Annotated in this window: 24 protein-coding genes; 19 read left to right on the top strand and 5 right to left on the bottom strand. The window is 69.9% G+C overall.

Annotated elements, in window-relative coordinates:
* The first annotated feature begins 36 nt into the window (after positions 1 to 36).
* The 6 genes from glyS to A2G96_RS03750 all read left to right on the top strand — a co-directional run bounded on the left by glyS (position 37) and on the right by A2G96_RS03750 (position 5,942).
* Positions 37 to 2,160 (top strand): glycine--tRNA ligase subunit beta, encoded by a 2,124-nt coding sequence (gene glyS, locus A2G96_RS03775; protein ID WP_062796889.1) that lies wholly within the window; start codon positions 37 to 39, stop codon positions 2,158 to 2,160.
* A gap of 45 nt (positions 2,161 to 2,205) precedes the next feature.
* Positions 2,206 to 2,841, top strand: a complete 636-nt coding sequence (gene gmhB / locus A2G96_RS03770) for a D-glycero-beta-D-manno-heptose 1,7-bisphosphate 7-phosphatase (RefSeq protein WP_062796887.1) — start codon at positions 2,206 to 2,208, stop codon at positions 2,839 to 2,841.
* 50 nt (positions 2,842 to 2,891) lie between these two features.
* Positions 2,892 to 3,656, top strand: a complete 765-nt coding sequence (locus tag A2G96_RS03765) for a lysophospholipid acyltransferase family protein (protein WP_062796884.1) — start codon at positions 2,892 to 2,894, stop codon at positions 3,654 to 3,656.
* Positions 3,653 to 4,522 (top strand): M48 family metallopeptidase, encoded by an 870-nt coding sequence (locus A2G96_RS03760; protein WP_062796880.1) that lies wholly within the window; start codon positions 3,653 to 3,655, stop codon positions 4,520 to 4,522. The genes A2G96_RS03765 and A2G96_RS03760 overlap by 4 nt, the downstream gene beginning before the upstream one ends.
* A gap of 95 nt (positions 4,523 to 4,617) precedes the next feature.
* Complete coding sequence (gene gloA / locus A2G96_RS03755; protein WP_018008824.1) at positions 4,618 to 5,025, top strand: lactoylglutathione lyase; 408 nt, start codon at positions 4,618 to 4,620, stop codon at positions 5,023 to 5,025.
* Between the two features lie 65 nt (positions 5,026 to 5,090).
* Positions 5,091 to 5,942: a DMT family transporter gene (locus A2G96_RS03750; protein ID WP_062802042.1), complete on the top strand. Its 852-nt coding sequence runs from the start codon at positions 5,091 to 5,093 to the stop codon at positions 5,940 to 5,942.
* Positions 5,943 to 6,117: 175 nt separating this feature from the next.
* Here A2G96_RS03750 and trpS read toward each other — a convergent pair whose 3' ends face one another.
* From trpS to A2G96_RS03725, 5 genes are all read right to left on the bottom strand, one after another.
* On the bottom strand, positions 6,118 to 7,155 hold the full coding sequence (gene trpS, locus A2G96_RS03745) for a tryptophan--tRNA ligase (RefSeq protein WP_062796878.1): 1,038 nt from the start codon (positions 7,153 to 7,155) through the stop codon (positions 6,118 to 6,120).
* A gap of 73 nt (positions 7,156 to 7,228) precedes the next feature.
* Positions 7,229 to 8,062, bottom strand: a complete 834-nt coding sequence (rsmA, locus tag A2G96_RS03740; protein ID WP_062796876.1) for a 16S rRNA (adenine(1518)-N(6)/adenine(1519)-N(6))-dimethyltransferase RsmA — start codon at positions 8,060 to 8,062, stop codon at positions 7,229 to 7,231.
* Positions 8,063 to 8,079: 17 nt separating this feature from the next.
* On the bottom strand, positions 8,080 to 9,168 hold the full coding sequence (gene pdxA, locus A2G96_RS03735; protein ID WP_062796874.1) for a 4-hydroxythreonine-4-phosphate dehydrogenase PdxA: 1,089 nt from the start codon (positions 9,166 to 9,168) through the stop codon (positions 8,080 to 8,082).
* A gap of 37 nt (positions 9,169 to 9,205) precedes the next feature.
* Complete coding sequence (locus A2G96_RS03730) at positions 9,206 to 10,678, bottom strand: peptidylprolyl isomerase (RefSeq protein ID WP_062796872.1); 1,473 nt, start codon at positions 10,676 to 10,678, stop codon at positions 9,206 to 9,208.
* Positions 10,679 to 10,687: 9 nt separating this feature from the next.
* Positions 10,688 to 13,129: an LPS-assembly protein LptD gene (locus A2G96_RS03725; protein ID WP_062796870.1), complete on the bottom strand. Its 2,442-nt coding sequence runs from the start codon at positions 13,127 to 13,129 to the stop codon at positions 10,688 to 10,690.
* Positions 13,130 to 13,392: 263 nt separating this feature from the next.
* Between A2G96_RS03725 and A2G96_RS03720 the strand changes: the two genes are divergently transcribed.
* The 13 genes from A2G96_RS03720 (at position 13,393) to ruvA (ending at position 25,342) form a co-directional block, all read left to right on the top strand.
* Positions 13,393 to 14,427: an aminoglycoside phosphotransferase family protein gene (locus A2G96_RS03720; protein ID WP_062796868.1), complete on the top strand. Its 1,035-nt coding sequence runs from the start codon at positions 13,393 to 13,395 to the stop codon at positions 14,425 to 14,427.
* Positions 14,428 to 14,431: 4 nt separating this feature from the next.
* A complete protein-coding gene (locus tag A2G96_RS03715; RefSeq protein WP_062796866.1) occupies positions 14,432 to 15,244 on the top strand; it encodes an AzlC family ABC transporter permease in 813 nt (270 codons plus the stop codon).
* A complete protein-coding gene (locus A2G96_RS03710) occupies positions 15,241 to 15,567 on the top strand; it encodes an AzlD domain-containing protein (protein ID WP_012351792.1) in 327 nt (108 codons plus the stop codon). Before A2G96_RS03715 ends, A2G96_RS03710 begins: the two co-directional genes overlap by 4 nt.
* Positions 15,564 to 16,289, top strand: coding sequence for an N-acetylmuramate alpha-1-phosphate uridylyltransferase MurU (gene murU / locus A2G96_RS03705; RefSeq protein WP_062796864.1), 726 nt, complete (start codon positions 15,564 to 15,566; stop codon positions 16,287 to 16,289). The genes A2G96_RS03710 and murU overlap by 4 nt, the downstream gene beginning before the upstream one ends.
* Positions 16,290 to 16,372: 83 nt before the next feature.
* On the top strand, positions 16,373 to 17,785 hold the full coding sequence (locus tag A2G96_RS03700; protein WP_062796862.1) for an aminopeptidase P N-terminal domain-containing protein: 1,413 nt from the start codon (positions 16,373 to 16,375) through the stop codon (positions 17,783 to 17,785).
* Positions 17,782 to 18,240, top strand: a complete 459-nt coding sequence (locus tag A2G96_RS03695; protein ID WP_062796860.1) for a hypothetical protein — start codon at positions 17,782 to 17,784, stop codon at positions 18,238 to 18,240. The genes A2G96_RS03700 and A2G96_RS03695 overlap by 4 nt, the downstream gene beginning before the upstream one ends.
* Positions 18,221 to 19,459 (top strand): UbiH/UbiF/VisC/COQ6 family ubiquinone biosynthesis hydroxylase, encoded by a 1,239-nt coding sequence (locus A2G96_RS03690; RefSeq protein ID WP_062796858.1) that lies wholly within the window; start codon positions 18,221 to 18,223, stop codon positions 19,457 to 19,459. Before A2G96_RS03695 ends, A2G96_RS03690 begins: the two co-directional genes overlap by 20 nt.
* A 319-nt stretch (positions 19,460 to 19,778) precedes the next feature.
* A complete protein-coding gene (gene dusB, locus A2G96_RS03685) occupies positions 19,779 to 20,840 on the top strand; it encodes a tRNA dihydrouridine synthase DusB (RefSeq protein ID WP_062802041.1) in 1,062 nt (353 codons plus the stop codon).
* On the top strand, positions 20,837 to 21,070 hold the full coding sequence (locus A2G96_RS03680; protein WP_010813887.1) for a Fis family transcriptional regulator: 234 nt from the start codon (positions 20,837 to 20,839) through the stop codon (positions 21,068 to 21,070). Before dusB ends, A2G96_RS03680 begins: the two co-directional genes overlap by 4 nt.
* A gap of 22 nt (positions 21,071 to 21,092) precedes the next feature.
* On the top strand, positions 21,093 to 22,667 hold the full coding sequence (purH, locus tag A2G96_RS03675) for a bifunctional phosphoribosylaminoimidazolecarboxamide formyltransferase/IMP cyclohydrolase (RefSeq protein WP_062796856.1): 1,575 nt from the start codon (positions 21,093 to 21,095) through the stop codon (positions 22,665 to 22,667).
* Between the two features lie 182 nt (positions 22,668 to 22,849).
* Positions 22,850 to 23,395, top strand: a complete 546-nt coding sequence (ruvC, locus tag A2G96_RS03670; protein ID WP_012351785.1) for a crossover junction endodeoxyribonuclease RuvC — start codon at positions 22,850 to 22,852, stop codon at positions 23,393 to 23,395.
* A gap of 51 nt (positions 23,396 to 23,446) precedes the next feature.
* Complete coding sequence (locus tag A2G96_RS03665) at positions 23,447 to 24,691, top strand: glycerophosphodiester phosphodiesterase (protein ID WP_082818834.1); 1,245 nt, start codon at positions 23,447 to 23,449, stop codon at positions 24,689 to 24,691.
* Positions 24,692 to 24,760: 69 nt separating this feature from the next.
* Positions 24,761 to 25,342 (top strand): Holliday junction branch migration protein RuvA, encoded by a 582-nt coding sequence (gene ruvA / locus A2G96_RS03660; RefSeq protein WP_062796853.1) that lies wholly within the window; start codon positions 24,761 to 24,763, stop codon positions 25,340 to 25,342.
* Positions 25,343 to 25,351: the final 9 nt, after the last annotated feature.

Below are 25,351 nucleotides of genomic sequence, written 5' to 3'. Positions count from 1 at the left end.
CAGGCTGCGCGCGCTACAACCTGTTGGATACGATTCATGTCGCAACCCATGACCGACTCGCTGCTGATCGAACTGTTCACCGAAGAGCTGCCCCCCAAGGCGCTGGCGCGCCTGGGCGACGCCTTCGCGCAGGGCCTGTTCGCCGGCCTGGGCGAGCGCGACCTGCTCGAGCCGGGCGCCACCGTGACGCCGTTCGCCACCCCGCGCCGGCTGGCGGCGCTGGTCAGCGGCGTGCGCCGCAATGCGCCGGACCGCGAGCAGCGCGAGAAGGTCCTGCCGCTGTCGGTGGCGCTTGGCGCCAACGGCGAGCCGACCGCCCCGCTGGCCAAGAAGCTGGCCGCGCTGGCCAAGTCGGTCGGCGTTGCCGAGATCGACTGGCAGTCGCTCGAGCGCGCCTCCGACGGCAAGGCCGAGGCCTTCTTCTACCGCTATACCGCGCGCGGCGCCGAGCTGGCCGCGGGGCTGCAGGCCACGCTGGAAGACACCGTGGCGAAGCTGCCGATCCCCAAGGTCATGAGCTACCAGCGCCCGGACGGCAGCACGGTGCATTTCGTGCGCCCGGCGCACAGCCTGATCGCGCTGTTCGGCGCCGAGATCCTGCCGGTGACGCTGCTGGGGCTGCAGGCCAGCAACCTGACCCAGGGCCACCGCTTCCTGTCGCATGGCGCGATCGAGATCCGCCATGCCAACGACTATGCGCAGCAGCTGGAATCCGCCGGCCGCGTGGTCGCCAGCTATGCCGAGCGCCGCGAGCGCATGCGCAGCGCGCTGCTGCAGGAAGCCGGCGCCGACCAGGTGATCATGCCCGAGGCGCTGCTCGATGAAGTCAACTCGCTGGTGGAATGGCCGGTGGTGTACGCCTGCCATTTCGAGGAAGCTTTCCTGGCGGTGCCGCAGGAATGCCTGATCCTGACCATGCAGACCAACCAGAAGTACTTCGCGCTGACCGATGCCGACGGCCACCTGCGCAACCGCTTCCTGATCGTGTCGAACCTGGCCACCGAGACGCCGCAATCGATCATCAGCGGCAACGAGCGCGTGGTGCGCCCGCGCCTGGCCGACGCCAAGTTCTTCTTCGACCAGGACCGCAAGAAGACCCTGGCCTCGCGCGTGCCGCAGCTGGCCAGCGTGGTCTACCACAACAAGATCGGCACGCAGCTGGACCGCGTGCAGCGCCTGCAGCAGATCGCCGGCCATGTCGCCGATGCGCTCAACGCCGCCGGCGTGGCCACCGACAAGGCCGCGGCGATGCGCGGTGCCGAACTGGCCAAGGCCGACCTGCTGACCGACATGGTGGGCGAGTTCCCCGAGCTGCAAGGCACCATGGGCACCTACTACGCCCGCCACGACGACGAAGCCGAGGACGTGGCGCTGGCCTGCTCCGAACACTACCGCCCGCGCTTCGCCGGCGATGCGCTGCCGGCAAACGCGGTCAGCACCGCGGTGGCGCTGGCCGACAAGCTCGAGACCCTGGTCGGGATCTGGGGCATCGGCCTGCAGCCCACCGGCGAGAAGGACCCGTTCGCGCTGCGCCGCCACGCGCTCGGCATCCTGCGCATGCTGATCGAAAAGCCGCTGGCGCTGTCGCTGTCGTCGCTGCTGGCGCAGACCCAGCAGGCCTTTGCCGGCATCGCCGCGGTCAAGCCGGCGCCCGACGCCATCCTCGACTTCCTGTACGACCGCGTGCGCGGCTACCTGAAGGACAAGGGCTACACCACCAACGAAGTCGAGGCCGTGGTCAGCCTGCGCCCGGACCAGCTGCATGACATCCTGGGCCGCATGGAAGCGGTGCGCACCTTCGCCGCGCTGCCCGAGGCCGAAGCCCTGGCCGCCGCCAACAAGCGCATCACCAACATCCTGCGCAAGAACACCGAGCCGGTCGGCGCGGTGAACCCGGCGCTGTTCCAGGAAGGCGCCGAAGGCGCGCTGCACGCCGCGATCGAGCGCGTGCGCCCGGCGGTCGAGGCCGCCTTTGCCAGCGGCGACTTCACCGCCGCGCTGCGCGACCTGGCCCAGCTGCGCGACGCCGTCGACCAGTTCTTCAACGACGTGATGGTGATGGCCGAGGACGCGCAGTTGCGCGCCAACCGGCTGGCGCTGCTGGCCTCGCTGCATGCGCTGGCCAACCGCGTCGCCGACATCTCCAAGCTGGCCGCCTGAGCGGTTGCCTTAGCCACGCCCCCCCAGCAAGCGCCGGAGCCGCACATGCCGCAGACACCGCCCAAGTTTGTCATCCTCGACCGCGACGGGGTGGTCAACCTCGACAGCGACCAGTTCATCAAGACGCCCGATGAATGGGTGCCGATCGACGGCAGCCTGGAGGCCATCGCCGCGCTCAACCAGGCAGGCTACCGCGTGGTCATCGCCAGCAACCAGTCCGGCATCGGCCGCGGGCTGTTCGAGATGAGCGCGCTCAACGCCATGCACGAGAAGATGCATACGGCGCTGGCGCGGCTGGGCGGCCGCGTCGAGGCGGTGTTCTTCTGCCCCCATACCGCCGCGGACGGCTGCGAATGCCGCAAGCCGCGCTCGGGCATGCTGGAGCAGATCAGCGAGCGCTTCGGCATCGAGCTGCGCGGCGTGCCGATCGTCGGCGATTCGCTGCGCGACCTCGAAGCCGGCGTCGCGGTCGGCTGCGCGCCGCACCTGGTGCGCAGCGGCAAGGGCCTGAAGACGCTCGACAAGGGCGGGCTGCCGCCCGGCACGCAGGTGCACGACGACCTGCGCGCCTTTGCCCGCTGGCTGACCGGCAACGACGGCGGCCAGCGCCAGCCGGCCCAGAGCAGCCAGAGCAGCCAGAGCGGCCCGAGCAGCCCGAGCGGCCACGGCGCCGCCGGCTGACCGTGCCTGCGGCCCATCGCCCGCACCCATTCCCTATTTGCGCCCCCCGCATGACGTTCCTTCGTTCCCTGTTGTTCGCGCTGTACCTGCTGGTGCTGACGCCGCCCTACGCCTGCGCCTGCTTCGTGGTGTTCCCGTTCATGAATGCCGACCAGCGCTTCCGCTTCGTGCGCGGCTGGCCGCGGCTGGTGATCGGCGCCGCGCGCATCATCTGCGGCATCGACTACCGCATCGAGGGCCATGAGCACATGGACGGCATGCTCGACAAGCCGGTGGTGCTGCTGTCCAAGCACCAGTCGGCCTGGGAAACCGTGGCCTATGTCGCGCTGATGCCCAAGCCGCTGTGCTTCGTGTTCAAGCGCGAGCTGCTGCTGGTGCCGTTCTTCGGCTGGGCGCTGGGCATGCTGAAAATGGTCCATATCAACCGCAAGGAAGGCACGCGCGCGTTCGCCTCGGCCGCGCGCCAGGGCCGCGAGCGGCTGGCCGAAGGCGCCTGGATCATCATGTTCCCGGAAGGCACGCGCACCCCGTCGGGCCTGGTAAAGACGCGCTACAAGAGCGGCGGCGCGCGCCTGGCGGTGGAAACCGGCGCCTGGGTGCTGCCGATGGCGGTCAACTCGGGCCGGGTCTGGCCGCGCAATTCCTTCATGAAATATCCCGGCATGGTGACAATCTCGGTCGGCCCGCCGATCGCCTCGGCCAACAAGACCGCCGACCAGCTCAACCAGGAAGTGGCCGACTGGATCGAACGCGACATGCGCCGCATCGACCCTGAAAGCTACCAGGCTGCGCAGCGCAGCGAGTCGACCGCATGAAGCTGCTGCGCCCCGCCGCGGACGCCGACGGCGCGCAGCTGGAGCTGCCGCTGGCGGAAGCCGCCCACGCGCCGCAGCCGGCGGCGCCGCTGGCATCGGAGCCGCCGCAACCGCAGCAGGCACCGGCCTGGCCGGTGCCTCAGCCCAATGCGCGCCTGCTGCAGATCGGCGAGCGGCCGCTGCACTACACCCTCAAGCGCTCCGCGCGCCGCACCATCGGCTTCACCATCGACGACCGCGGCCTGTCGATCACCGCGCCGCGCTGGGTCACGCTGGCCGATATCGAGGCGGCGATCCTGGAAAAGCAGCGCTGGATCTTCAACAAGCTGGGCGAGTGGCGCCACCGCGAAGCGCGCCGCGTGCTGCCGACGGTGCAGTGGCGCGAGGGCGCGGCCCTGCCCTTCCTCGGCCAGCCGCTGACGCTGGCGCTGGAGTCGCCGATCGGCGCGCTGCTGTTCGATGCCGACCGCCGCGTGCTGCACCTGGCGCTGCCGGCCCATGCCGACGAGCAGCAGATCAAGGACCGCGTGCAGGGCTGGCTGCAGCAGCAGGCGCGCCGCCTGCTGGCCGAGCGGCTGGACCTCTATGCCGCCCGGCTGGGCGTGCGCCACACCGGCTTCGCGCTGACCTCGGCCGCGACGCGCTGGGGCAGCTGCACCGCCGACGGCAAGATCCGGCTGAACTGGCGCCTGATGCATTTCCCGCTGTCGATGATCGACTATGTCGCCGCGCATGAACTGGCGCACCTGAAGGAAATGAACCACGGCCCGCGCTTCTGGGAAACCGTCGAGTCGATCTTTCCCGAGTTCCGCGACGCCCGCGCGCAATTGCGCGCGCACCCGCCCGAGCTGCTGCCGACGTTCTGAGGGCCGCTACCGGTACCGGGACTGGTCCCGGTGGGATTCGGCCAAAGGCACTAAAATGGCGCCTTCCTATACCGATAACAGTTGAAGGCCCTCCCATGCGACTCCTCCACACCATGCTGCGCGTCGGCGACATGCAGCGCTCCATCGATTTCTACACCCGCGTGCTCGGCATGCAGCTGCTGCGCCAGAGCGACAACCCCGAGTACAAGTACCGCCTCGCCTTCGTCGGCTACGGCCCCGAGAGCGAAACCGCCGTGCTGGAGCTGACCTACAACTACGGCGTCGACAGCTACGACCTCGGCACCGCCTACGGCCACATCGCGCTGGAGACCGACGATGCCGCGGCCGCCTGCGAGCGCATCCGCGCCGCCGGCGGCAAGGTCACGCGCGAAGCCGGCCCGGTCAAGGGCGGCACCACCGTGATCGCCTTCGTCGAAGACCCGGACGGCTACAAGATCGAGCTGATCGAGCGCCATTCCACCCGCGACGCCAGCCGTCCCTGAAGGCCTGCGCCGTGAGCACGCAGAGCATCGCGCGCCAGCCGCTCGACGCCACCGCCATCGGCCTGATGGTGGTGCTGTGCGCGGCCTGGGGACTGCAGCAGGTGGTGATCAAGGTAACCGCGCCGCTGATGGGCGCGGTGCTGCAGGCCGGCGTGCGCTCGGCGGTGGCGGCGCTGCTGGTGTTCGGCTTCGCGGCGTGGCGCGGCACCCCGCTGTGGCGGCGCGACGGCACGCTCAACGCCGGCCTGCTGGCGGGGCTGCTGTTCGGCGCGGAATTCTTCTGCATCTTCGTCGGCCTGGGGCATACCACGGCCTCGCGCATGGCGGTGTTCCTGTACACCGCGCCGATCTTCACCGCGCTGGGGCTGCATATGGTGGTGCCGGGCGAACGGCTGCGTCCCGGCCAGTGGCTGGGCGTGGCGCTGGCGTTCGCGGGCATGGCGCTGGCCTTTGCCGATGGCATCGCCGCGCCGTCATCTCAGGGCAGCACGCTGCTGGGCGATGCGCTCGGCATCCTCGCGGGCGCGCTGTGGGCGGCCACCACCGTGGTAGTGCGCGCCAGCCCGCTGGCCGGCGCGCCGGCCAGCAAGACCCTGCTGTATCAGCTGGCTGTATCCGCGGTGATGCTGCTGGGCATGGCGCTCGCCGGCGGCCAGACCGCCACCGTGCAGATCGACGGCGTGGTGCTGGCCAGCCTGTTCTACCAGTCGGTGCTGATCGCCTTTGCCAGCTACCTGACCTGGTTCTGGCTGCTGCAGCGCTACCTGGCGTCGCGGCTGTCGGTGTTTTCCTTCCTGACGCCGCTGTTCGGGGTCGCCTTCGGCGTGGTGCTGATGCACGACGCCGTGGGACCGCGCTTCGCGGTGGCGGCGGTGCTGGTGCTGGCGGGGATCGTGCTGGTGAACCGGCGGGGGTGAGGGGCTGAACGCTTTGCGTTAAAACCCGTTGGCCTTGCTTGGCGTGGTGCCTTGCTAGCCCACCCCTCACCCCGGTCCCTCTCCCCCTGAGGGGAGAGGGAGAACACCTTGCTTAGGCTAGCTCAGGCGGCTTTGGAGCACCCAACACCGCTCTCCTCTTCCGCGCGGCGCGGATTTACCGCCGTGCCTCGAACGAGAACATGCCCAGCGCGTCGCGCACTTCTTCCAGCGTCTGCTGGGTCAGCGCGCGCGCCTTCGCGGTGCCCTGGCGCAGGATGTCGAAGACATAGTCCGGATCCTTGGCCAGTGCTTCGCGGCGCTCGCGGATCGGGGCCAGCATGTCCTGCAGCACGCCCTCGATGCGGCGCTTGAGCACCATGTCGCCGAGGCCGCCGCGCTGGTAGTGTTCCTTCAGCGCCTGGACTTCCTCGGTGTTCGGATCGAACGCATCCAGATACGTGAACACCACGTTGCCCTCGACCTGGCCGGGATCGGACACGCGCAGGTGGTTGGGGTCGGTGTACATGCTGTGAACCGCGGCCTTGATCTGCTCGGGCGCGGCCCCCAGCGCGATTGCATTGCCCATCGACTTGCTCATCTTGGCCTTGCCGTCGACGCCGGGCAGGCGGCCGAACTGCGGAATCATCGCCTTGCACTCGGGCAGCACGTCGCGGCCGACCTGGTGGTTGATGCGGCGCACGATCTCGTTGGTCTGCTCGATCAGCGGTGCCTGGTCCTCGCCCACCGGCACCACCTCGGCCTTGAAGCCGGTGATGTCGGCGGCCTGCGAGGCCGGATAGCACAGGAAGCCGGCCGGGATGTCACGGCCGAAGCCGCGTGCCTGGATCTCTTCCTTGATGGTCGGGTTGCGCTCCAGCCGCGCCACCGTGACGAAGTTCAGGTACATCAGCGTCAGTTCGGCCAGCGCGGGCAGGTGCGACTGCACCGTGATGGTGGTCTTGGCCGGGTCGATGCCGACCGCCAGGTAGTCCAGCGCCACCTCCAGCACGTTGCGGCGCACCTTGTCGGGATCGTGCGCGTTGTCGGTCATGGCCTGGGTGTCGGCCAGCAGCAGGTATTGCTCGTGCGAATCCTGCAGCGCCACGCGGCTCTTGAGCGAGCCGACGAAGTGGCCGAGGTGCAGCGGGCCGGTGGGACGGTCGCCGGTCAGGATCACGGGACGCCGGTTGGTTTGGCTGGTTTGGGCTGTCATGGGACGGTCTTGCACGGAAATAGTCGCGGGAGAATCGGGATGCTTTGGGAATGCGGGAATTCGGCTGCCGCGCTCAGGCGGCCTGGCCCGAGGCCTTGTCGCCCAGGCGCCGGGCCAGCTCGACATACTCGCCGACCGGCACTTCCTCGGCGCGCCGGCCCAGGTCGAAGCCCATGGCCTCGAAATCGACCTGGTCGCGCAGGAACGACAGCGTGTTGCGCAGCACCTTGCGCCGCTGCGAGAACGCCGCCGTGACCACGTCGCCGAGCACGGTGATGTCGCAATCGGCATGCGGCGAACGCAGCCGGCCGTCGCCGTGGCGCGGCCACGGGATCATGCGGACCACCGCGGAATCGACCTTGGGCGGCGGGTTGAAGGCGCCCGGCGGCACGTCCAGCACGTGCTCCATGTAGTAGCGCACCTGCAGCATGATCGACAAGCGCCCGAAGGCCTTGCTGCCGGGCTCGGCGACCATGCGCTCGACCACCTCTTTCTGCAGCATGAAATGCTGGTCGTGGACGTGGTCGGCGAACTCCATCAGGTGGAACAGCAGCGGGCTCGAAATGTTGTACGGCAGGTTGCCGACGATGCGCAGCGGTCGGCCCGGCACGGCCAGCTTGTCGAAGTCGAAGTCGAGCGCGTCGCCGGCGTGGACCTGCAGGCGGTCGCCATAGCGGCGGCGCAGCCGCTCGACCAGGTCGCGGTCCAGTTCGACCACCTGCATCTGCGGGATCCGCTCGAGCAGCGGGTCGGTCAGCGCGCCCAGGCCCGGCCCGATCTCGACCAGCACGTCGCCGGGCTGGGGGCTGATGGCATTGACGATGCCGTGGATGATGGTGTCGTCGACCAGGAAGTTCTGCCCGAATCGTTTGCGGGCCACATGGCCCTGGTGCACGTTAGAACGCATGATGGTTTAGTCCGGCGTCAGCATGGCGGCTGCGTGCCGGAAGGGGTATGGCCCGCGGCACCGCCGCCGGGGCGCCGGCCGTTGGCATGGCCAGACATGATAACCGCCGTGCGGATGGCCTCGATCATGCTGCCGTGCTCGGCCTGGCCGGTGCCGGCGAGGTCGAGCGCGGTGCCATGGTCCACCGACGTGCGGATGAAGGGCAGCCCCAGCGTGATGTTGACGCCGTGGCCGAAGGTGCCGTACTTGAGCGGCGCCAGCCCCTGGTCATGGTACATCGCCAGCACGCAGTCGGCATCGCGCAGGTGGCGCGGCTGGAACAGCGTGTCGGCCGGGAACGGCCCGCGCGCATCGATGCCGGCATCCCTGGCCTGCGCCAGCGCGGGCGCGATGATGTCGATCTCTTCGCGGCCCATATGGCCGCTTTCGCCGGCGTGCGGGTTCAGGCCCGTGACCAGGATGCGCGGCCGCGCGATGCCGAAGCAGCGGCGCAGGTCGGCATCGATGATCGCCAGCGTCTGCACCAGCAGCGGCACCGACAGCGCATCGGGCACCGCGCGCAGCGGCAGGTGGGTGGTGGCCAGCGCCACGCGCAGCATGGCGTGGTCGTGCGCCGGCTGCGGGCCGGCCAGCATCATCACCACGCGCGGCACGCCGGCGCTTTCGGCAAGGTATTCGGTATGGCCGGTGAAGGGCACGCCGGCGTCGTTGATGGTGCTTTTCTGCACCGGCGCCGTCACCATCGCGGCATAGCGCGGCGCGGCACTGCCGTGCGCGCGGCAGCCGTCGATGGCGGCATCGAGCAGCTTCAGCACATAGCGGCCGTTGCGCGCGTCGAGCCGTCGGGCCTCGCACGCCACCGCCAGCGCGATGTCCTCGACCACCACGCCGCCGTCGGCAAGGCGCCGCTCCCAGGCATGGGTGACGCCCAGCGCCTCGGCCCGTTCGGCCAGCAGGCGGGCATCGCCCAGCACATGGAAGCGGTAAGCCGCGCCCTCGCCGCCATGGTTGGCGCCCGCCAGCTGCAGCAGCGCCCCGATGGTGATATCGGGGCCGATGCCGGCGGGTTCTCCGGTGGAAATGGCCAGGGCTAGCGGGTCGGGCATGTCGGTGAGCGCTGAGAGTCTGACGGGGGCCGGCGCGTCAGCGCTGCCGGTTGACCCGGTACTCCACGTACGCCTGCGAGCGCAGCTGGCGCACCCAGTCATCATAGGCGGCGCGCAGCTTCTGTTCGCGCACTTCGGCACGGGCGAAGTCGCGCTGCTTCTCCGGCGACAGCTCGGTCTCGCGGCGGTTCAGCACCTGGATCAGGTGCACGCCGAACTGCGTGACCACCGGCTCGGAGATCTCGTTGGGGCGCAGCCGGCTCATGGCCTGCTCGAACTCGGGCACCAGCTCGCCCGGCGACACCCAGCCCAGGTCGCCGCCGTTCTGCGCCGAGCCGTCCTGCGAGAAGCGCCTGGCCGCATCGGCAAAGTCGCCGCCATGGGTGATGCGGTCGCGCAGCGTGCCGAGCTGGCGGCGCGCCTCGGCCTCGGGCATGTTGGGGCCGGTGCGGATCAGGATATGGCGCACCTGGGTCTGCGTGATCTTGCCGGCCGCGGCCGGGCCCGAGGCCGGCGCTGCGCGCTTGGCCACCAGCTTGATCACGTGGAAGCCGGCGGCGCTTTCGACCACCTGCGGCGCCACCGCGCCGGGCTGCAGGTCGACCACGGCATTGGCGAACAGCGCCGGCAGGCGGCCGATTTCGCGGAAGCCCATGGCGCCGCCCTGGGCCGCTTCCGGGCCTTCGGAGCTGGCCTGCGCCAGCTGCGCGAAGTCGGCACCGCCCTGGGCCTGCTTGAGCAGCCCCTCGGCCTTGGTGCGCAATTCCTGCTTCTGCGCGTCCGAGGCATTCTCGGGCACGCGCACCAGGATCTGCGCCATGTTGTATTCGGTCGGGCCGCCGGCCGCGCCCTGGCCGCCGCGTGCCGCCAGGTAGTTGTCGATCTCGCCGTCGTAGACTTGCACCTTGGAGTCGACCTCGCGCTCGCGCAGGCGGATCACCTGCACCTGCTTGCGCAGCTCGTCGCGGTACTTGGTCCAGGTCATGCCGCTGCCCTCGACCCGGCGGCGCAGCTCGGCCGCGTTCATCTGGTTCTGCTGCGCCACCGATTCGATCGCGCGGTCGACTTCCTGGTCGGTCACGCGGATGCCGGCGTCCTGCGCGGCCTGGGTCTGCACGCGCTCCATCACCAGGCGCTCGAGCACCTCGCCCAGCAGGTCGGCGCGCGCGGGCACCGGACGGCCGCTGGCACGCAGCTGGCTCTCGATCTCGTCGGCGCGGTCAAGCAGTTCGCGCCGCGTGATCACGCTGTTGTTGACCACCGCCACCACTTCGTCGATCAGCTGCGAGCGCTTCTGCCCGCCGGCCTGCGGCACGCCCAGCTTGGGCTGGCTGGACGGCGCGGTGACGTCGGACGCCTGTGGCACGAAGATGCCGCTGGTGCGCGGCGTCCCCGGCGCCTTCAGTTGGGCGGCGGCGGGCACCGCGATCGCGGCCAGCACGGCCGGCAGCAGCAGCCGGTGCCAGGACGTCAGCAAAAAGGAAAACACGGCGAATTCTTGACGTTTCATCGTAATCCGTCATTCATAGTGATCGAACTGGGTCGTCGGCACCGGCTTGGCCGAGACCGGCTCGTAGCCCGGCACGTTCAGCCGCAGGATGTTCAACGGGTTGGACCCGATCTTGGAAAGGCCACGGAACTCCACCTGCAGGAAGACCCGCCCGGTGTAGCCCTGGGTGGTGTTGCGGAAACGCTGGTAGACCACGCGGCCGACCCAGCAGTCCGCGGCGTACTCGACGCCGGCGAGCGCATCGACCATCTGGCTGGCGGTCAGGTCGAAGGCGAAGCGCGCGATGCCGTAGGCACGGCGCGTGATCGGCCACTGGCTCGACAGCTCGAACTGGTCGATCGCGGTGTTGTCGGTCACCGAGGTCGGCCGGCGGTAGCGGTAGCCGGCGTTGAACACCTTGCGCGACTCGGGGCGGTACGTGAACGCCACGTTGCCGTAGTTGACGCGGTCCGAATCGGGGTTGTACTGCACCCCCGCATCCAGATAGTAGCCGCGGAACAGCTGGATGGTGGTGGCGGCCAGCAGGTCCGACGAGCCCGACTTGGGATCGGCCAGCGTGCCGTTGAGCTGCACGCGCTGCCCGGTGAAGTCATAGCGCTGGGCGATGGTGCCGCGGAAGCGCTCGATGCCGGTATCGGACTCGATCAGGCGCGTGGTCACGCCGCCGGTCAGCTTGTTGTTGTCGGCGATGCGGTCGTAGCCGGTGAACGGGTTCTCGCTGAAGATCTGCCCGTAGCCGAAGTCGGACTGCACCGTGTCGAACAGCGGGAACTGGCTCTGGTCGCGGAACGGCGTGTACACATAGAACAGGCGCGGCTCGAGCGTCTGCACGTAGTTGACCCCGAACAGGCGGCTGATGGTCGGCGCGTCGCGCTCGAAGGTCATGCCCGAATCCAGGCTGACGGTCGGGATCGCGCGCGACAGGTTGTTCTGCGCGGTCGGCGTGTTGGTGGCCGCTTCCATCTGGTACTGCGCGGCGTTGAACGACACCTTGGGCGTCACGTACCAGCCCGCACGCACGATCGGGTAGCTGATGCTGGGCTGGAAATACATGCGCTCGCCCTGCGGCTGCTGGAAGCCGGTCGACGTCAGCGGGATGCGGAAGCGGGTGTAGTCGGCTTCCATCTGCACGTCGAAGCCGCCCAGGTCATAGCGCAGGTACTTGCCGTTCAGCTGCGGCACGCGCTCGTACGACGGCTCGCTGGGGCGCAGCGTCTGGAACTTCTGCACCCGCGCCAGCAGGGTGAAGTCCTGCCAGTTGTAGGTGACCCCACCCTCCTGCGTGTACTGCCGCAGCGTCGATTGCGACACGCTGCGGTTGAAGTCGTCCGGGTAGCGGTCGTCGGACACCCGGTTCAGGTTCAGGTACGCGGCCAGCCCCGGCGCCAGCCGCTGGGTATGCTGCACCGAATAGGCCCAGCGGTTCGAGTTGGTCTTCCTGTCGTCCGGCAGGAACTCGGCCCGCACGCGCCCGGAGTAGGTCTCGCCCAGGTAGCGGTATTCGCCGCCGAGCTGCAGGCCGCGCTCGGTCATCAGCCGCGGGTAGATGGTCAGGTCGCGGTTGGGCGCGATATTGACGTAGTACGGCGCGGTCAGGTCGAAACCCGACTTCGAGCTGTAGCCCATCAGCGGCGGCAGGAAGCCGCTGCGGCGGTCGTCGTTCAGCGGAAAGCTGAACGCGGGCGCGGCCGCCACCGGCACGCCGAAGAAGTTCAGCACGCCGCCGTAGGCCACGCCCACCTGGCGGTCGCTGTCCAGGTCGATCCGGTTGGCGCTGAAATACCAGTCGGCATTGTCGGGCGAGCAGGTGGTGTACGACGCCTGCCGGGCCGTGCTGCGGTTCTGGTCGAGGAAATCGATGCGCTCTGCCTTGCCGGTGCCGCCGGTCTGCTGGAAGTAGTAGTCCGGCGACAGCATGTAGCCTTCGTTGGCCTCGACCTTGAGCCGCGCCTCCGGGCCCACCGCCAGCGCGCCGCCGCGCGACATGCGCACATTGCCCTGGGCGAAGGCCTCGTCGGTGTCCTGGTCGTAGCTCAGCTTGTCGCCCTTGATGACGCCGCCGTCGCGGCGCAGCTCGGCATGGCCTTCCAGTTCGACGCCGCGTTCGCTGTAGCCGGTCATGCGGTCGGCTTCGATAAAGGTGGGGGCGTCGGGATCGGACTCGCCCCTGGCGGCCGGCTCGGCCAGGCGCGGCACCAGTTCGCCGGACTCCACCGGCAGCGGCGGCGCTGGCGGCGCGGCTTCGAACACCGGCTCGACCTGGTCGAGGTCGGGGATCGCCGAGCCGGTGATCTGCGCATGGGCGCCGGCCGACAGGCCGGCCATGGCCAGCACCAGCGGGCGCAGCGCGCCCGCGTGCAGGCGCCCGGCGCGCCTGGCACGAGCCAGGGCGCGGGGTAAGGCAGGCGAAGGCAAGGCCCTGTTGTTCGGTGATCGTTGTGATTCGGTCATTCGCACGGGTGGTCAGTCTCGGCACGGGCAGCGGCTCGCCTGCAGGCCGCCAGGCCCCGCCGGGGCAGGCTGCGGGGCAACGCGGCCCCTCCCGGAGGCCACCGGCGCCCCGGTCTGGTCGGGTATTATACGGGGCAACCCGGGGTGCTCTTGACGCTTACTTTCGGTTTCATTTCCGGTTGCATTTCCGGTGTCATCGAGGGCATTCACTTTCGTTCCGCCCCCGCGCCCCATCCCCACACGTGCCTCCGACAAGTACCTGTATGGCAGCTCTTCCCCACGACCCGCGCCTGGACCAGCTCAAGGCCTGGGTGGCCGGACTCGGACCGGCATGGTCCGCCGATCCCGATTCCTGCGTCCCGGCTTCGGCCGATGCCAGCTTCCGCCGCTATTTCCGCGTCCGCACCGGCCATCGCGCGCATCCCACCGCGATCGTGATGGACGCCCCGCCCGCGCACGAGGACTGCCGCCCGTTCATCCACGTGTGCGGGCTGTTCGGCGCCGCCGGCGTGACCGTGCCGACGGTGCTGGCGCAGGACCTGGACCAGGGCTTCCTGCTGCTGGCCGACCTTGGCAGCCAGACCTACCTGTCGAAGCTGGACGATACCTCCGCGCACGGCCTGTACACCGACGCCGCCGCCGCGCTGGTCCGCATCCAGGCCGCCACGCGCCCCGGCGAACTGCCCGCCTACGACCGCGCGCTGCTGCAGCGCGAACTCGACCTGTTCCCGCAGTGGTACGTGGCCAGGCACCTCGGCGCCACGCTGTCCGAGGCGCAGCAGGCCGACTGGCACGAAGTGACGGAAGCGCTGCTTGCCAATAACCTCGCCCAGCCCCAGGTCTACGTGCACCGCGACTTCCACTCGCGCAACCTGATGGTGCTCGAGGGCACCACCAACCCGGGCGTGCTCGATTTCCAGGACGCGGTGACCGGCCCGATCACCTACGATGCGGTGTCGCTGTGGCGCGACGCCTATATCGAATGGGATGAAGAGCAGCAGCTCGACTGGCTGATCCGCTACTGGGAACGCGCGCGCAAGGCCGCGCTGCCGGTCAACCCGGACTTCGGCGAGTTCTACCGCGACTTCGAGTGGATGGGGCTGCAGCGCCATCTCAAGGTGCTGGGCATCTTCGCGCGCCTGTACCACCGCGACGGCAAGGACGGCTACCTCGCCAACCTGCCGCTGGTGATGAAGTACACGCGCCAGGTGGCCGGGCGCTATACCGAACTGCGCAAGCTGATCCGCCTGCTCGACGCCCTCGAAGGCGTGGCCAGCCCGGCCGGCTATACGTTCTGACGGCATGCGCGCCGACGATCCGGGTCCGGACCAGCGGCCTGCGCCCGCCATCACTGCGGCCGGCGAATGGCTGGCGGGTGCGCGCGCGCTCGCGCCGATGCTGCTGGGCGTGGTGCCGTTCGGGCTGATCTACGGCGTGCTGGCGGTCGGCGCCGGCATGCCCGCGTGGCTGGCCTGCGCCATGAGCGCGATCGTGTTCGGCGGCGCCTCGCAGATGATCCTGACCCAGCTGTGGACCGCCGGCACGCCGGCGGTGGTGATCACGCTGACGGTGGCGATGGTCAACCTGCGCCACGCGCTGTACTCGGCCACCATCGCGCCGAGCCTGGCGCACCTGCCGCGGCGCTGGAAGGCGCTGATCGCCTACCTGCTGACCGACGAGGCCTTTGCCGCGATGACACACCGGCTGGGCGACACCGGCCCACGCGCCCGCTACCGCCACTGGTATTACTTTGGCGGCGGCTTCGCGCTGTGGGCCAGCTGGCAGCTGTCGACGCTGGCCGGCGTGCTGGTCGGCGCCCAGGTGCCGCGCGACTGGCCGCTGGATTTCTTCCTGCCGCTGACCTTTATCGGCATCATCGTGCCGGGCCTCAAACACCGCTCGCATGTCGCCGCGGCGCTGGCGGCCAGCGCGCTCGCAGTGGCCTGCTACGGCCTGCCGCACAAGCTCGGCCTGATGGTGGCGGCGCTGGGCGGCATCGCCGTCGGCATGCTGGTGCTGGGACGCGGCAACCGCCCCGGACCCCGTGCCGCCAGCCGCGGCGCCGATGCCGACACTGCCAGCCCTGCCGGCACCGCCGGCAAGGAGGCCGCATGAGCGCGCTGACGCTGCTGTGGGTATTCCTGGCCGCGGGCCTGGCCACCTTCCTGATCCGGCTGTCGTTCATCGCCGTCGAAGGCCGGGTGCGGCTGCCGTCGTGGTTCCGCACCGCGCTGCAGTTCGTGCCGGCCGCGATGCTGTCGGCACTGATCGCGCCCGACCTGCTGATGCAGCAGGGCGAACTCGCCCTGACCCCGACCAACGCCAGGCTGGTGGCCGGCGTGGTCGCCATCCTGATTGCCGCACGTACCCGCAGCGTGGGCTGGACCATTGCCGGCGGCATGGCCACGCTGCTTGCCCTGGAGGCCCTGTTCCGATGAAGGTGATGATTTTTGCCGCCGGCCGCGGCGACCGCATGCGTCCGCTGACCGATGCCTGCCCCAAGCCGCTGCTGGCGGTGGGCGGCAAGCCGCTGATCGTCTGGAAGATCGAAGCGCTGGCGCGCGCCGGGCTGCGCGACATCGTCATCAACCACGCCTGGCTGGGCGCGCAGATCGAGGCGGCGCTGGGCGACGGCAGCCGCTTCGGCGTGCGCATCGCCTACTCGGCCGAGGGCGAGGCGCTGGAGACCGCCGGCGGCATCGCCAAGGCCCTGCCGCTGCTGTCGCACGACCCGGTCCGCGGCGAGATCTTCCTGGCGGTGTCCGGCGACATCTTCTGCGACTACGATTTCCGCGCGCTGCTGCCGCGCGCGCAGGCGCTGGCCGGCGCGGCCGCGCCGCACATGCACCTGGTGATGGTGCCGAACCCGCCGTTCCATCCGCGCGGGGATTTCGCGCTGGACGATCACGGCCGGCTCTCGCTCGAGGCCGAGCCGGCCAGCGGCGAGCGCCTGACCTTCGGCAATATCGGGCTGTATGACACCCGGCTGTTTACCGATATCGTGCCGGGCACGCGGCTGGCGATGACGCCGATCTACCATGCCGGCATCGCCGCCGGCACCGCCACCGGCGAGCGCTTCGACGGGCGCTGGGAGAACGTCGGCACGCCGGCGCAGCTGGCCGGACTGGACGCGATGCTGTCGGCCGCACCAGGGCGCTAGCGCGCGCGACTTTGGCGCCACTGGCGCAGCGGCGCCGCCAGCGGCGGTAGAATCGGCCTGATCCTCCTTATCAGGCCAGACCAATGTCCGCACCCGATCACGCCCACCTCGCCGCCCTCCTCGCCGCCTGCCGCGAACGCCGCGCCCGAGTGCTGCAGCACCTGCGCGCCGGCGGCGGCGGCGTGGCGATCCTGCCCACTGCGCCGGAAGCCATGCGCAACCGCGACAGCGACTATCCGTACCGGCACGACAGCTATTTCTATTACCTGAGCGGCTTCACCGAGCCCGAAGCGGTGCTGGTGCTGGTGGCCGGAGCGCCCGGCGAGCCGGCCGAGGCCGACCGCAGCATCCTGTTCTGCCGCCCCAAGCACGAAGAGCGCGAGATCTGGGACGGCTTCCGCTTCGGTCCGGAAGGCGCGCGCGCCGCGTTCGGCTTCGACGAGGCGCATTCGGTCGAAGAGATCGACGCCACGCTGCCGCCGCTGCTGGCCAACCGCGCGCAGGTGGCCTACCCGCTGGCCGATTCGATCCGCACCGACATGCAGATGCGGCGCTGGCTCGACGCCGTGCGCATGCAGGGACGCGCCGGCGTGGCCGCGCCGTCGGTGGCGCTCGACATCCGCACGCTGCTGGACGAAATGCGGCTGTTCAAGGATGCCGGCGAGCTGGCGATCATGCGCCGCGCCGCGGCGATTTCCGCCGGCGCCCATGTGCGCGCGATGCAGGCCACCCGCGCCGGCCTGCGCGAGTACCACCTCGAGGCCGAGCTGCTCTATGAATTCCGCCGCCATGGCGCGCAGAGCGTGGCCTACAACTCGATCGTCGCCGCCGGCCCCAACGCCTGCGTGCTGCACTACCGCGCCGGCCCGGCCGAGCTGAAGGACGGCGACCTGTGCCTGATCGACGCCGGCTGCGAGCTCGATGGCTACGCCTCGGACATCACCCGCACCTTCCCGGTCTCGGGCCGCTTTTCGCCGGCGCAGCGCGAGCTGTATGACCTGGTGGTGGCGGCGCAGCAGGCCGCCATCAACGAGACCCGCGCCGGCGTGCCCTACAACGTGCCGCATGACGCCGCCGTGCGCGTGCTGGCCCAGGGCATGCTCGACACCGGCCTGCTCGACCGCAACAAGGAAGGCACGCTCGACGACGTGCTGGCCAGCGGCAGCTATCGCCGCTTCTACATGCACCGCACCGGCCACTGGCTCGGCATGGATGTCCATGACGTGGGCGAGTACCGCGTCGCCAGCCACAGCGGCGAGGGCGAGCGGCCGTGGCGGCCGCTGCAGCCCGGCATGGTGCTGACCATCGAGCCCGGCATCTACGTGCGCCCGGCCGAGGACGTGCCCGAGCGCTACTGGCATATCGGCATCCGTATCGAGGACGACGCCGTGGTCACCGACGGCGACTGCGAGCTGATCACGCGCGGCGTGCCGGTGCTGGCCGACGAGATCGAAGCGCTGATGCGCGACCGCGCCCCCGCCGGAGGCCAGCGATGATCAGCTGGCTGCGCAGGATATTGCCGGGCCAGGGCGGCGCCCGCGACCAGGCCGGCAGTGCCCGGCGCCCCGATCCGTCCGAACCGTTCATCGTCAACCTGTACGACGACCGCGTGGTGGTGCACCGCCCCGACGGCCAGCGCGAGGAGCTCGCCTGGAACGTGCTCGAGCGCGTGGTGGTGCGGGTCTCCGACCGCGCGCCCTGGGCCGGCAAGGCCTGGCTGATCCTGATCGGCGCGCCGGAGTCGGGCCAGGGCTGCGTGGTGCCGTTCGATGCCGCCAACCATGCCGCGCTGCTGGAACAGCTGCGCGCGCTGCCGGGCTTCGACCAGCAAAAGCTCGACAAGGCGCTGCGCGACGCCGCGGCCGGCAAGTCGCGCTCGGATGCGATCTGCTGGAAGCGCGGCGCGCCGGACCAGGCAGGAGACCCCGACAATGCCGGCCCCGCAGCCTGATTTCGGCGGCCCCGCCGATATCGCCATCGTCGGCGGCGGCCCGGTCGGGCTGGCGCTGGCCTGCCAGCTGTTGCGCACCACCGGCTGGCGCATCGTGCTGGTCGACGCCGCCACGCCGGCGCGCGCGGCGCGCGACCCGCGCGCGATCGCGCTGTCGCACGGCAGCCGCCAGCTGCTGGAGCAGATCGGCGCGTGGCCGGTGCCGGGCAGCCCGATCGAGCATATCCATGTGTCGCAGCGCGGCCGCTTCGGCCATGTCCGCCTGCACCATGACGACTACGGCGTGCCCGCGCTCGGCTACGTGGTGCGCTACGGCGAGCTGTGCAACGTGCTCGAGCGGGCGCTGGCACAGGCTACGCAGGCGGCCGGCGAAGGCCGGCTGCGGCGCGTCTTCGAGACCCGTATCGAGCGGATCGAGCAGGATCCGGTGCCGCGGGGCGCAGACGTGGCCGACGCCGGCATCGTCCACCTGGAAGGAACGGGCCACGACGGCCAGGCGGCACGGTTCGCCGCGCGCCTGGCAGTGCAGGCCGAGGGCGGGCTGTTCCATGAACAGGCCGCGCACCAGGGCCGCGGCGCGCGCACGCGCGACTATCGCCAGACCGCGGTGATCGCCCATGTCACCTGCTCGCGCCCGCAGCCCGGCTGGGCCTGGGAGCGCTTTACCGAGGAAGGCCCGCTGGCGCTGCTGCCGCACGAGGAACACGGCACGCCCGGCTATGCGCTGGTGTGGTGCTGCCCGCCGGAACAGGCCGCGCGCCGCATCGCGCTGCCCGACGCGCAGTTTGCCGCGGAGCTGGGCCAGGCCTTCGGCGACCGCATGGGCCAGTTCACGCTGGCGGGCAAGCGCCATGCCTTCCCGCTGGGGCTGAACGCCGCGCCGGTCACGGTCAACGGGCGCGTGGTCGCGGTCGGCAATGCCGCGCAGACGCTGCATCCGGTGGCCGGACAGGGGCTGAACCTGGGCCTGCGCGATGCCTTTGCGCTGGCCGACTCGCTGCGCGGCGCCTGTACCCCGCAAGCGCTGCAGGCGTTTGCCGCCCGCCACCGCCTCGACCGCGCCGTCACCATCGGCGTGACCGACCTGCTGCCGCGCGTGTTCGGCGTGGCCTACCCGCTCGCGGCCCATGCCCGCGGCGCGTCGCTGGCGGCGCTGGCATGCCTGCCGCCGCTGCGGCACGCGCTGGCGCGCCACATGATGTTCGGCATGCGCCGTTGACCCCGATTGCCCGCTTCCAGTGGCGCTTGCGCCACTGGCGGTGCGGCATGGCGCCACAGTCCCCGCCGCCCTGTGCTCGGGATGCTCAAATCTTGGGCAATGGCGACCGATTGGCGGTAGAATCCTGCCCTCGCACATGTCCCGATCCACCGCCGGCAGCAGTTTCGGCAGGGGCATGTTTTTCCGTTTCGTCTCTGTTTCCTTCCCGCCCCGCACAGACTGTCCCGCTCCGTCGCGGCGCAAGTCGTGCGGCGACGCCGGGGCCACCGGGACGGGCCACCAGAATCGCCGCTTCACCGCCACAACCGCCACCACCGCCGTGCAGATCGGACCTCACCAACTCCGCAACAACCTGTTTGTCGCCCCGATGGCGGGCGTGACGGACCGGCCCTTCCGCCAGCTGTGCAAGCAGCTGGGCGCGGGCTACGCGGTGTCGGAAATGGTCGCCTCCAACGCCCAGCTGTGGAAGAGCGAGAAGACCATGCGCCGCGCCAACCACGCCGGCGAGGTCGAGCCGATCGCGGTGCAGATCGCCGGCGCCGAGCCGTCGATGATGGCCGAGGCGGCGCGCTACAACGTCGACCGCGGCGCGCAGATCATCGACATCAATATGGGCTGCCCGGCCAAGAAGGTGTGCAACGTCGCCGCCGGCTCGGCCCTGCTGCAGAACGAGCCGCTGGTGGTGCGCATCGTCGAGGCGGTGGTCGCCGCGGTCGGCGAGCGCGTGCCGGTGACGCTGAAGATCCGCACCGGCTGGAACCGCGAAAACCGCAATGCGCTGCGCATCGCGCGCATGGTCGAGGACGCCGGCATCAGCATGCTGACGATCCACGGCCGCACCCGCGCCGACCTGTACCACGGCGACGCCGAGTACGAGACCATTGCCGCGGTCAAGGCGGAGCTGTCGATCCCGGTGGTCGCCAACGGCGACATCACCACGCCGCAGAAAGCCAAGGAGGTGCTGGCGCTGACCGGCGCCGACGCGCTCATGATCGGCCGCGCGGCGCAGGGCCGGCCCTGGCTGTTCCGCGAGATCGAGCACTTCCTGAAGACCGGCGAGATGCTGCCGTCGCCGGAAGTGGCCGAGATCCGCGCCATCATGAACGCGCACCTGGAAGACCACTACGCCTTCTACGGCGAGTTCACCGGCGTGCGCACCGCGCGCAAGCACATTGCCTGGTACACGCGCGGGCTGCGCGGCGCCAACCTGTTCCGCCACCGCATGAACACGCTGGAAAGCACCGCCGAGCAGCTGGCGGCGGTCAATGCGTTCTTCGACGAGCAGGCGCAGATTTCCGACCGGCTGGTGTATGTCGACGACGCGGCGCAAGACAAAGACGAAGCGAACAACAACAAAAACGGGGAGTTGCTTGCCGCATGAGCCGCAACGCTATCGACCAGTGCATCCGGGAAAGCCTGGATACGTACTTTCGCGACCTGGACGGCGAGGAGCCGTCGAACATGTACAACATGGTGCTCGAGGCGGTCGAACGGCCGCTGCTGGAAGCCGTGATGGTGCGCGCCGAGCGCAACCAGTCGCTGGCGGCCGCCTATCTGGGCATCAATCGCAATACGCTGCGCAAGAAGCTGCAGCAGCACGGTTTACTTTGAATTTGAAGCGTTTCCCACTGCCATGATCAAGCAAGCCCTACTCTCCGTTTCCGACAAGACCGGCATCGTCGAATTCGCGCGCGAACTGAACGCGCTCGGCGTCACGCTGCTTTCCACCGGCGGCACCGCCAAGCTGCTGGCCGACAGCGGCCTGCCCGTGACGGAGGTGGCCGACTACACCGGCTTCCCGGAAATGCTCGACGGCCGCGTCAAGACGCTGCACCCCAAGGTCCACGGCGGCATCCTGGCGCGCCGCGACCTGCCCGAGCACATGGCCGCGCTGGCCGAACACGATATCCCGACCATCGACCTGCTGGTGGTGAACCTGTACCCGTTCCAGCAGACCGTGGCCAAGGATGACTGCACGCTGCCGGACGCGATCGAGAACATCGACATCGGCGGCCCGACCATGCTGCGCTCGGCGGCCAAGAACCACCGCGACGTGACCGTGATCGTCGACCCGGCCGACTACGCCGTGGTGCTCGGCGAAATGCGCGCCAACGGCAACAGCGTCGGCTACGACACCAACTTCCGCCTGGCCACCAAGGTGTTCGCGCACACCGCGCAGTACGACGGCGCCATCACCAACTACCTGACCAGCCTCGGTGCCGACAAGTCGCACCAGGCACGCAGCGCCTACCCGCAGACGCTGAACCTGGCCTTCGACAAGGTCCAGGAAATGCGCTACGGCGAGAACCCGCACCAGTCGGCGGCGTTCTACCGCGACCTGAAAGCGGTCGACGGCGCGCTCGCCAACTACGTGCAGCTGCAGGGCAAGGAGCTGTCGTACAACAATATCGCCGACGCCGATGCCGCGTGGGAGTGCGTGAAGTCGTTCGACGCCGCCAGCGGTGCTGCCTGCGTCATCATCAAGCACGCCAACCCGTGCGGCGTGGCGCTGGGCGCCAGCGCGCTGGAAGCGTATGACAAGGCCTTCAAGACCGACTCGACCTCGGCCTTCGGCGGCATCATCGCCTTCAACGTGGAACTGGACGAAGCCGCCGCGCAGGCCGTGGCCAAGCAGTTCGTCGAAGTGCTGATCGCGCCGTCGTTCAGCGCCGCCGCGCGCGCGGTGTTCGCGGCCAAGCAGAACGTGCGCCTGCTGGAGATTCCGCTGGGCAAGGGCATCAACCAGTATGACTTCAAGCGCGTCGGCGGCGGCCTGCTGGTGCAGAGCCCGGATGCCAGGAACGTGCAGCCGTCCGAGTTGCGCGTGGTGACGCGCCGCCATCCGACGCCGAAGGAAATGGACGATCTGATGTTCGCCTGGCGCGTGGCCAAGTTCGTCAAGTCCAATGCCATCGTGTTCTGCGGCGGCGGCATGACGCTGGGCGTGGGCGCCGGCCAGATGAGCCGCGTCGATTCGGCCCGCATCGCCAGCATCAAGGCGCAGAACGCCGGCCTGACCCTGGCCGGCTCGGCGGTGGCATCGGACGCGTTCTTCCCGTTCCGCGACGGCCTCGACGTGGTGGTCGATGCCGGCGCGACCTGCGTGATCCAGCCGGGCGGCTCGGTGCGCGACGATGAAGTGATCGCCGCCGCCGACGAGCGCGGCATTGCGATGGTGCTGACCGGCACGCGGCATTTCCGGCATTAAGCAAGCGGCGTCTCTCCCGCTTGTTTGCTCCCCTCTTCCGCGCGCGCGGGAGAGGGAGCACGCAACAGGTTGTGCCAACGCCAACGGGCATTTCCTGCATTTCCCTCCTTTGATGCCGCACCTTGCGCAACCCCCCGCGCAAAAAGCAATACACTAGTCGGCGTCCTCCCTACCCCATCCCCATGCGAATCCTAGGCATCGACCCCGGCCTGCGCACCACCGGCTTCGGCGTGATCGAGAAGCAGGGCAACAAGCTTGCCTACATCGCCTCGGGCACCATCAAGAGCGACGGCAATGCCAACCTGCCGGAGCGGCTGAAGACGCTGTACGACGGCATCAGCGAGGTGTCGCGGACCTATGCGCCCGACTGCGCGGCGATCGAGAAGGTCTTCGTCAACGTCAACCCGCAGTCCACGCTGCTGCTCGGCCAGGCCCGCGGCGCGGCGATCTGCGGGCTGGTCGGCTATGGCCTGCCGGTGTTCGAATACACCGCGCTGCAGCTCAAGGTGGCGGTGGTCGGCTATGGCCGCGCCAACAAGGCGCAGGTGCAGGAGATGGTGACGCGGCTGCTGATGCTGCCCGGCCAGCCCGGCAGCGATGCGGCCGATGCGCTGGGCGTGGCGATCTGCCATGCCAACGGCGGCGATACCCTGGGCACGCTCGCCGGCCTGGCGCCGGACCTGGTACGCAAGGGCATGCGCGTGCGGCGCGGCCGCCTGGTCGGCTGAGCGCGACGCGTCTTTTACAATCGGGGCCTGGTCCCACCACAGGAATGCTGCATGCCTAGCCAGTCCCGCCTGCGCGCGCCGCGCCCGCGCGCCAGCCTTGCCCGTGTTGTTGCCGCCTGCCGCCGCTGGCTGTTGCCGACCGTTGCCGCAGCGGCGTGCGCGGCGCTGGCTGCCGGCTGCGCCACGGCGCCGCGTCCCAAGCGCGCCGCAGCGCCGGCTGCGCCGGCGCCGGCGCCCGCCGCGAGTGCTCCGGCCGCGGCGGCAGCGCCGCAACCGAAGCCGCTGGTGATCGCGCACCGCGGTGCCAGCGCGCTGCGCCCGGAACATACGCTGGCTGCCTATGCCAAGGCGATCGAGGACGGCGCCGACGCGATCGAGCCCGACCTGGTCATGACCCGCGACGGCGTGCTGGTGGCGCGCCACGAGAACGACATCACCGGCACCACCAACGTGGCCGAACTGCCGCAGTTCGCCGAGCGCAAGCGCACCAAGGTGATCGACGGCGAGCGCCTGACCGGCTGGTTCACCGAGGACTTCACGCTGGCCGAGCTGAAGACGCTGCGCGCGCGCGAGCGCATCCCGCGCCTGCGCCCGGCCAATGCGCGCCTGAACGACCAGTTCGAGGTACCGTCCTTCGACGAGATCGTGCGCCTGGCCGAGCAGGCCGCGCTGCGCACCGGCAAACCCGTCGGCATCTACGCGGAACTGAAGCACCCCAGCTATTTCCGCGGCATCGGCCTGCCGCTCGAGGACAAGCTCGCCGCGGCGCTGCGGGTGCAGCCCTATCTGCGCAATGCGCCAGTGTTCATCCAGTGTTTCGAGAGCGGCAGCCTGCGCGCGCTGCGGCGCACGCTCGGCAACGGCTTGCCCAACGTCAGGCTGGTTCAGCTGATCGGCAACCCGCGCAAGGGCCCGGCCGACTGGAAGCTTGCCGGCGATGCCCGCACCTATGGCGACATGCTGAGCACGACCGGCCTGCGCGAAGTCGCCGCCTACGCCGACGGCATCGGCCCCGAGAAAAGCAGCGTGGTGCCGCGCGATGCGCAGGGTGCCCTCGGCGCACCGACTGCGGTGGTGCAGCAGGCCCATGCCGCCGGACTGTTCGTGCATCCGTACACCTTCCGCCCGGAAAACAGCTTCCTGCCCAAGGCGCTGCAGAGCGGCGGCGACGAGGCCACGCGCAGCCCGGCCGGCATGGAGCGCGAGGTGCAGGCCTTCGTCGCGGCCGGCGTCGACGGCTTCTTCACCGACGACCCGGCGCTGGGGCGGCGCGCCGTCGATACACCGGCGCGCTGAGCCGGCCGGGCGGCCGCCGCGCTACACTGGCGGCCGCCTCTTTCCTGACCTCCTGTTTTCTCCCCCACCATGATCGGACGCATCGCCGGCACCCTTATCGAGAAGAATCCCCCGCACCTGCTGGTCGACTGCCACGGCGTCGGCTACGAGGTCGACGTGCCGATGAGCACCTTCTACAACCTGCCCGCGGTGGGCCAGCCGGTAACGCTGCTGACGCAGCTGATCGTGCGCGAGGATGCGCACCTGCTGTACGGCTTCGGCAGCGCGGCCGAGCGCAACACCTTTCGCGAGCTGATCAAGATCACCGGCATCGGCGCGCGCATGGCGCTGGCGGTGCTGTCGGGCATGTCCGTGCCGGAGCTGGCGCAGGCGATCACGCTGCAGGAAGCCGGGCGCCTGACGCGCATCCCCGGCATCGGCAAGAAAACCGCCGAGCGCCTGCTGCTTGAGCTCAAGGGCAAGCTGGGCGCGGAACTGGGCCACGCGCCCGGCGCACCGGCGGTGCCCGACAGTGCCGTAGACGTGCTCAATGCGCTGCTGGCGCTGGGCTACTCGGAGAAGGAAGCCGCAGCCGCGATCAAGCAGGTGCCGGCCGGCACCGGCGTGTCCGAGGGCATCAAGCTGGCACTGAAGGCGCTGTCGAAGGCTTGAGCTCCGGAT

Source organism: Cupriavidus nantongensis (assembly GCF_001598055.1).
Lineage (GTDB): Bacteria > Pseudomonadota > Gammaproteobacteria > Burkholderiales > Burkholderiaceae > Cupriavidus > Cupriavidus nantongensis.
This window is presented reverse-complemented; position numbering and strand designations above follow the sequence as displayed.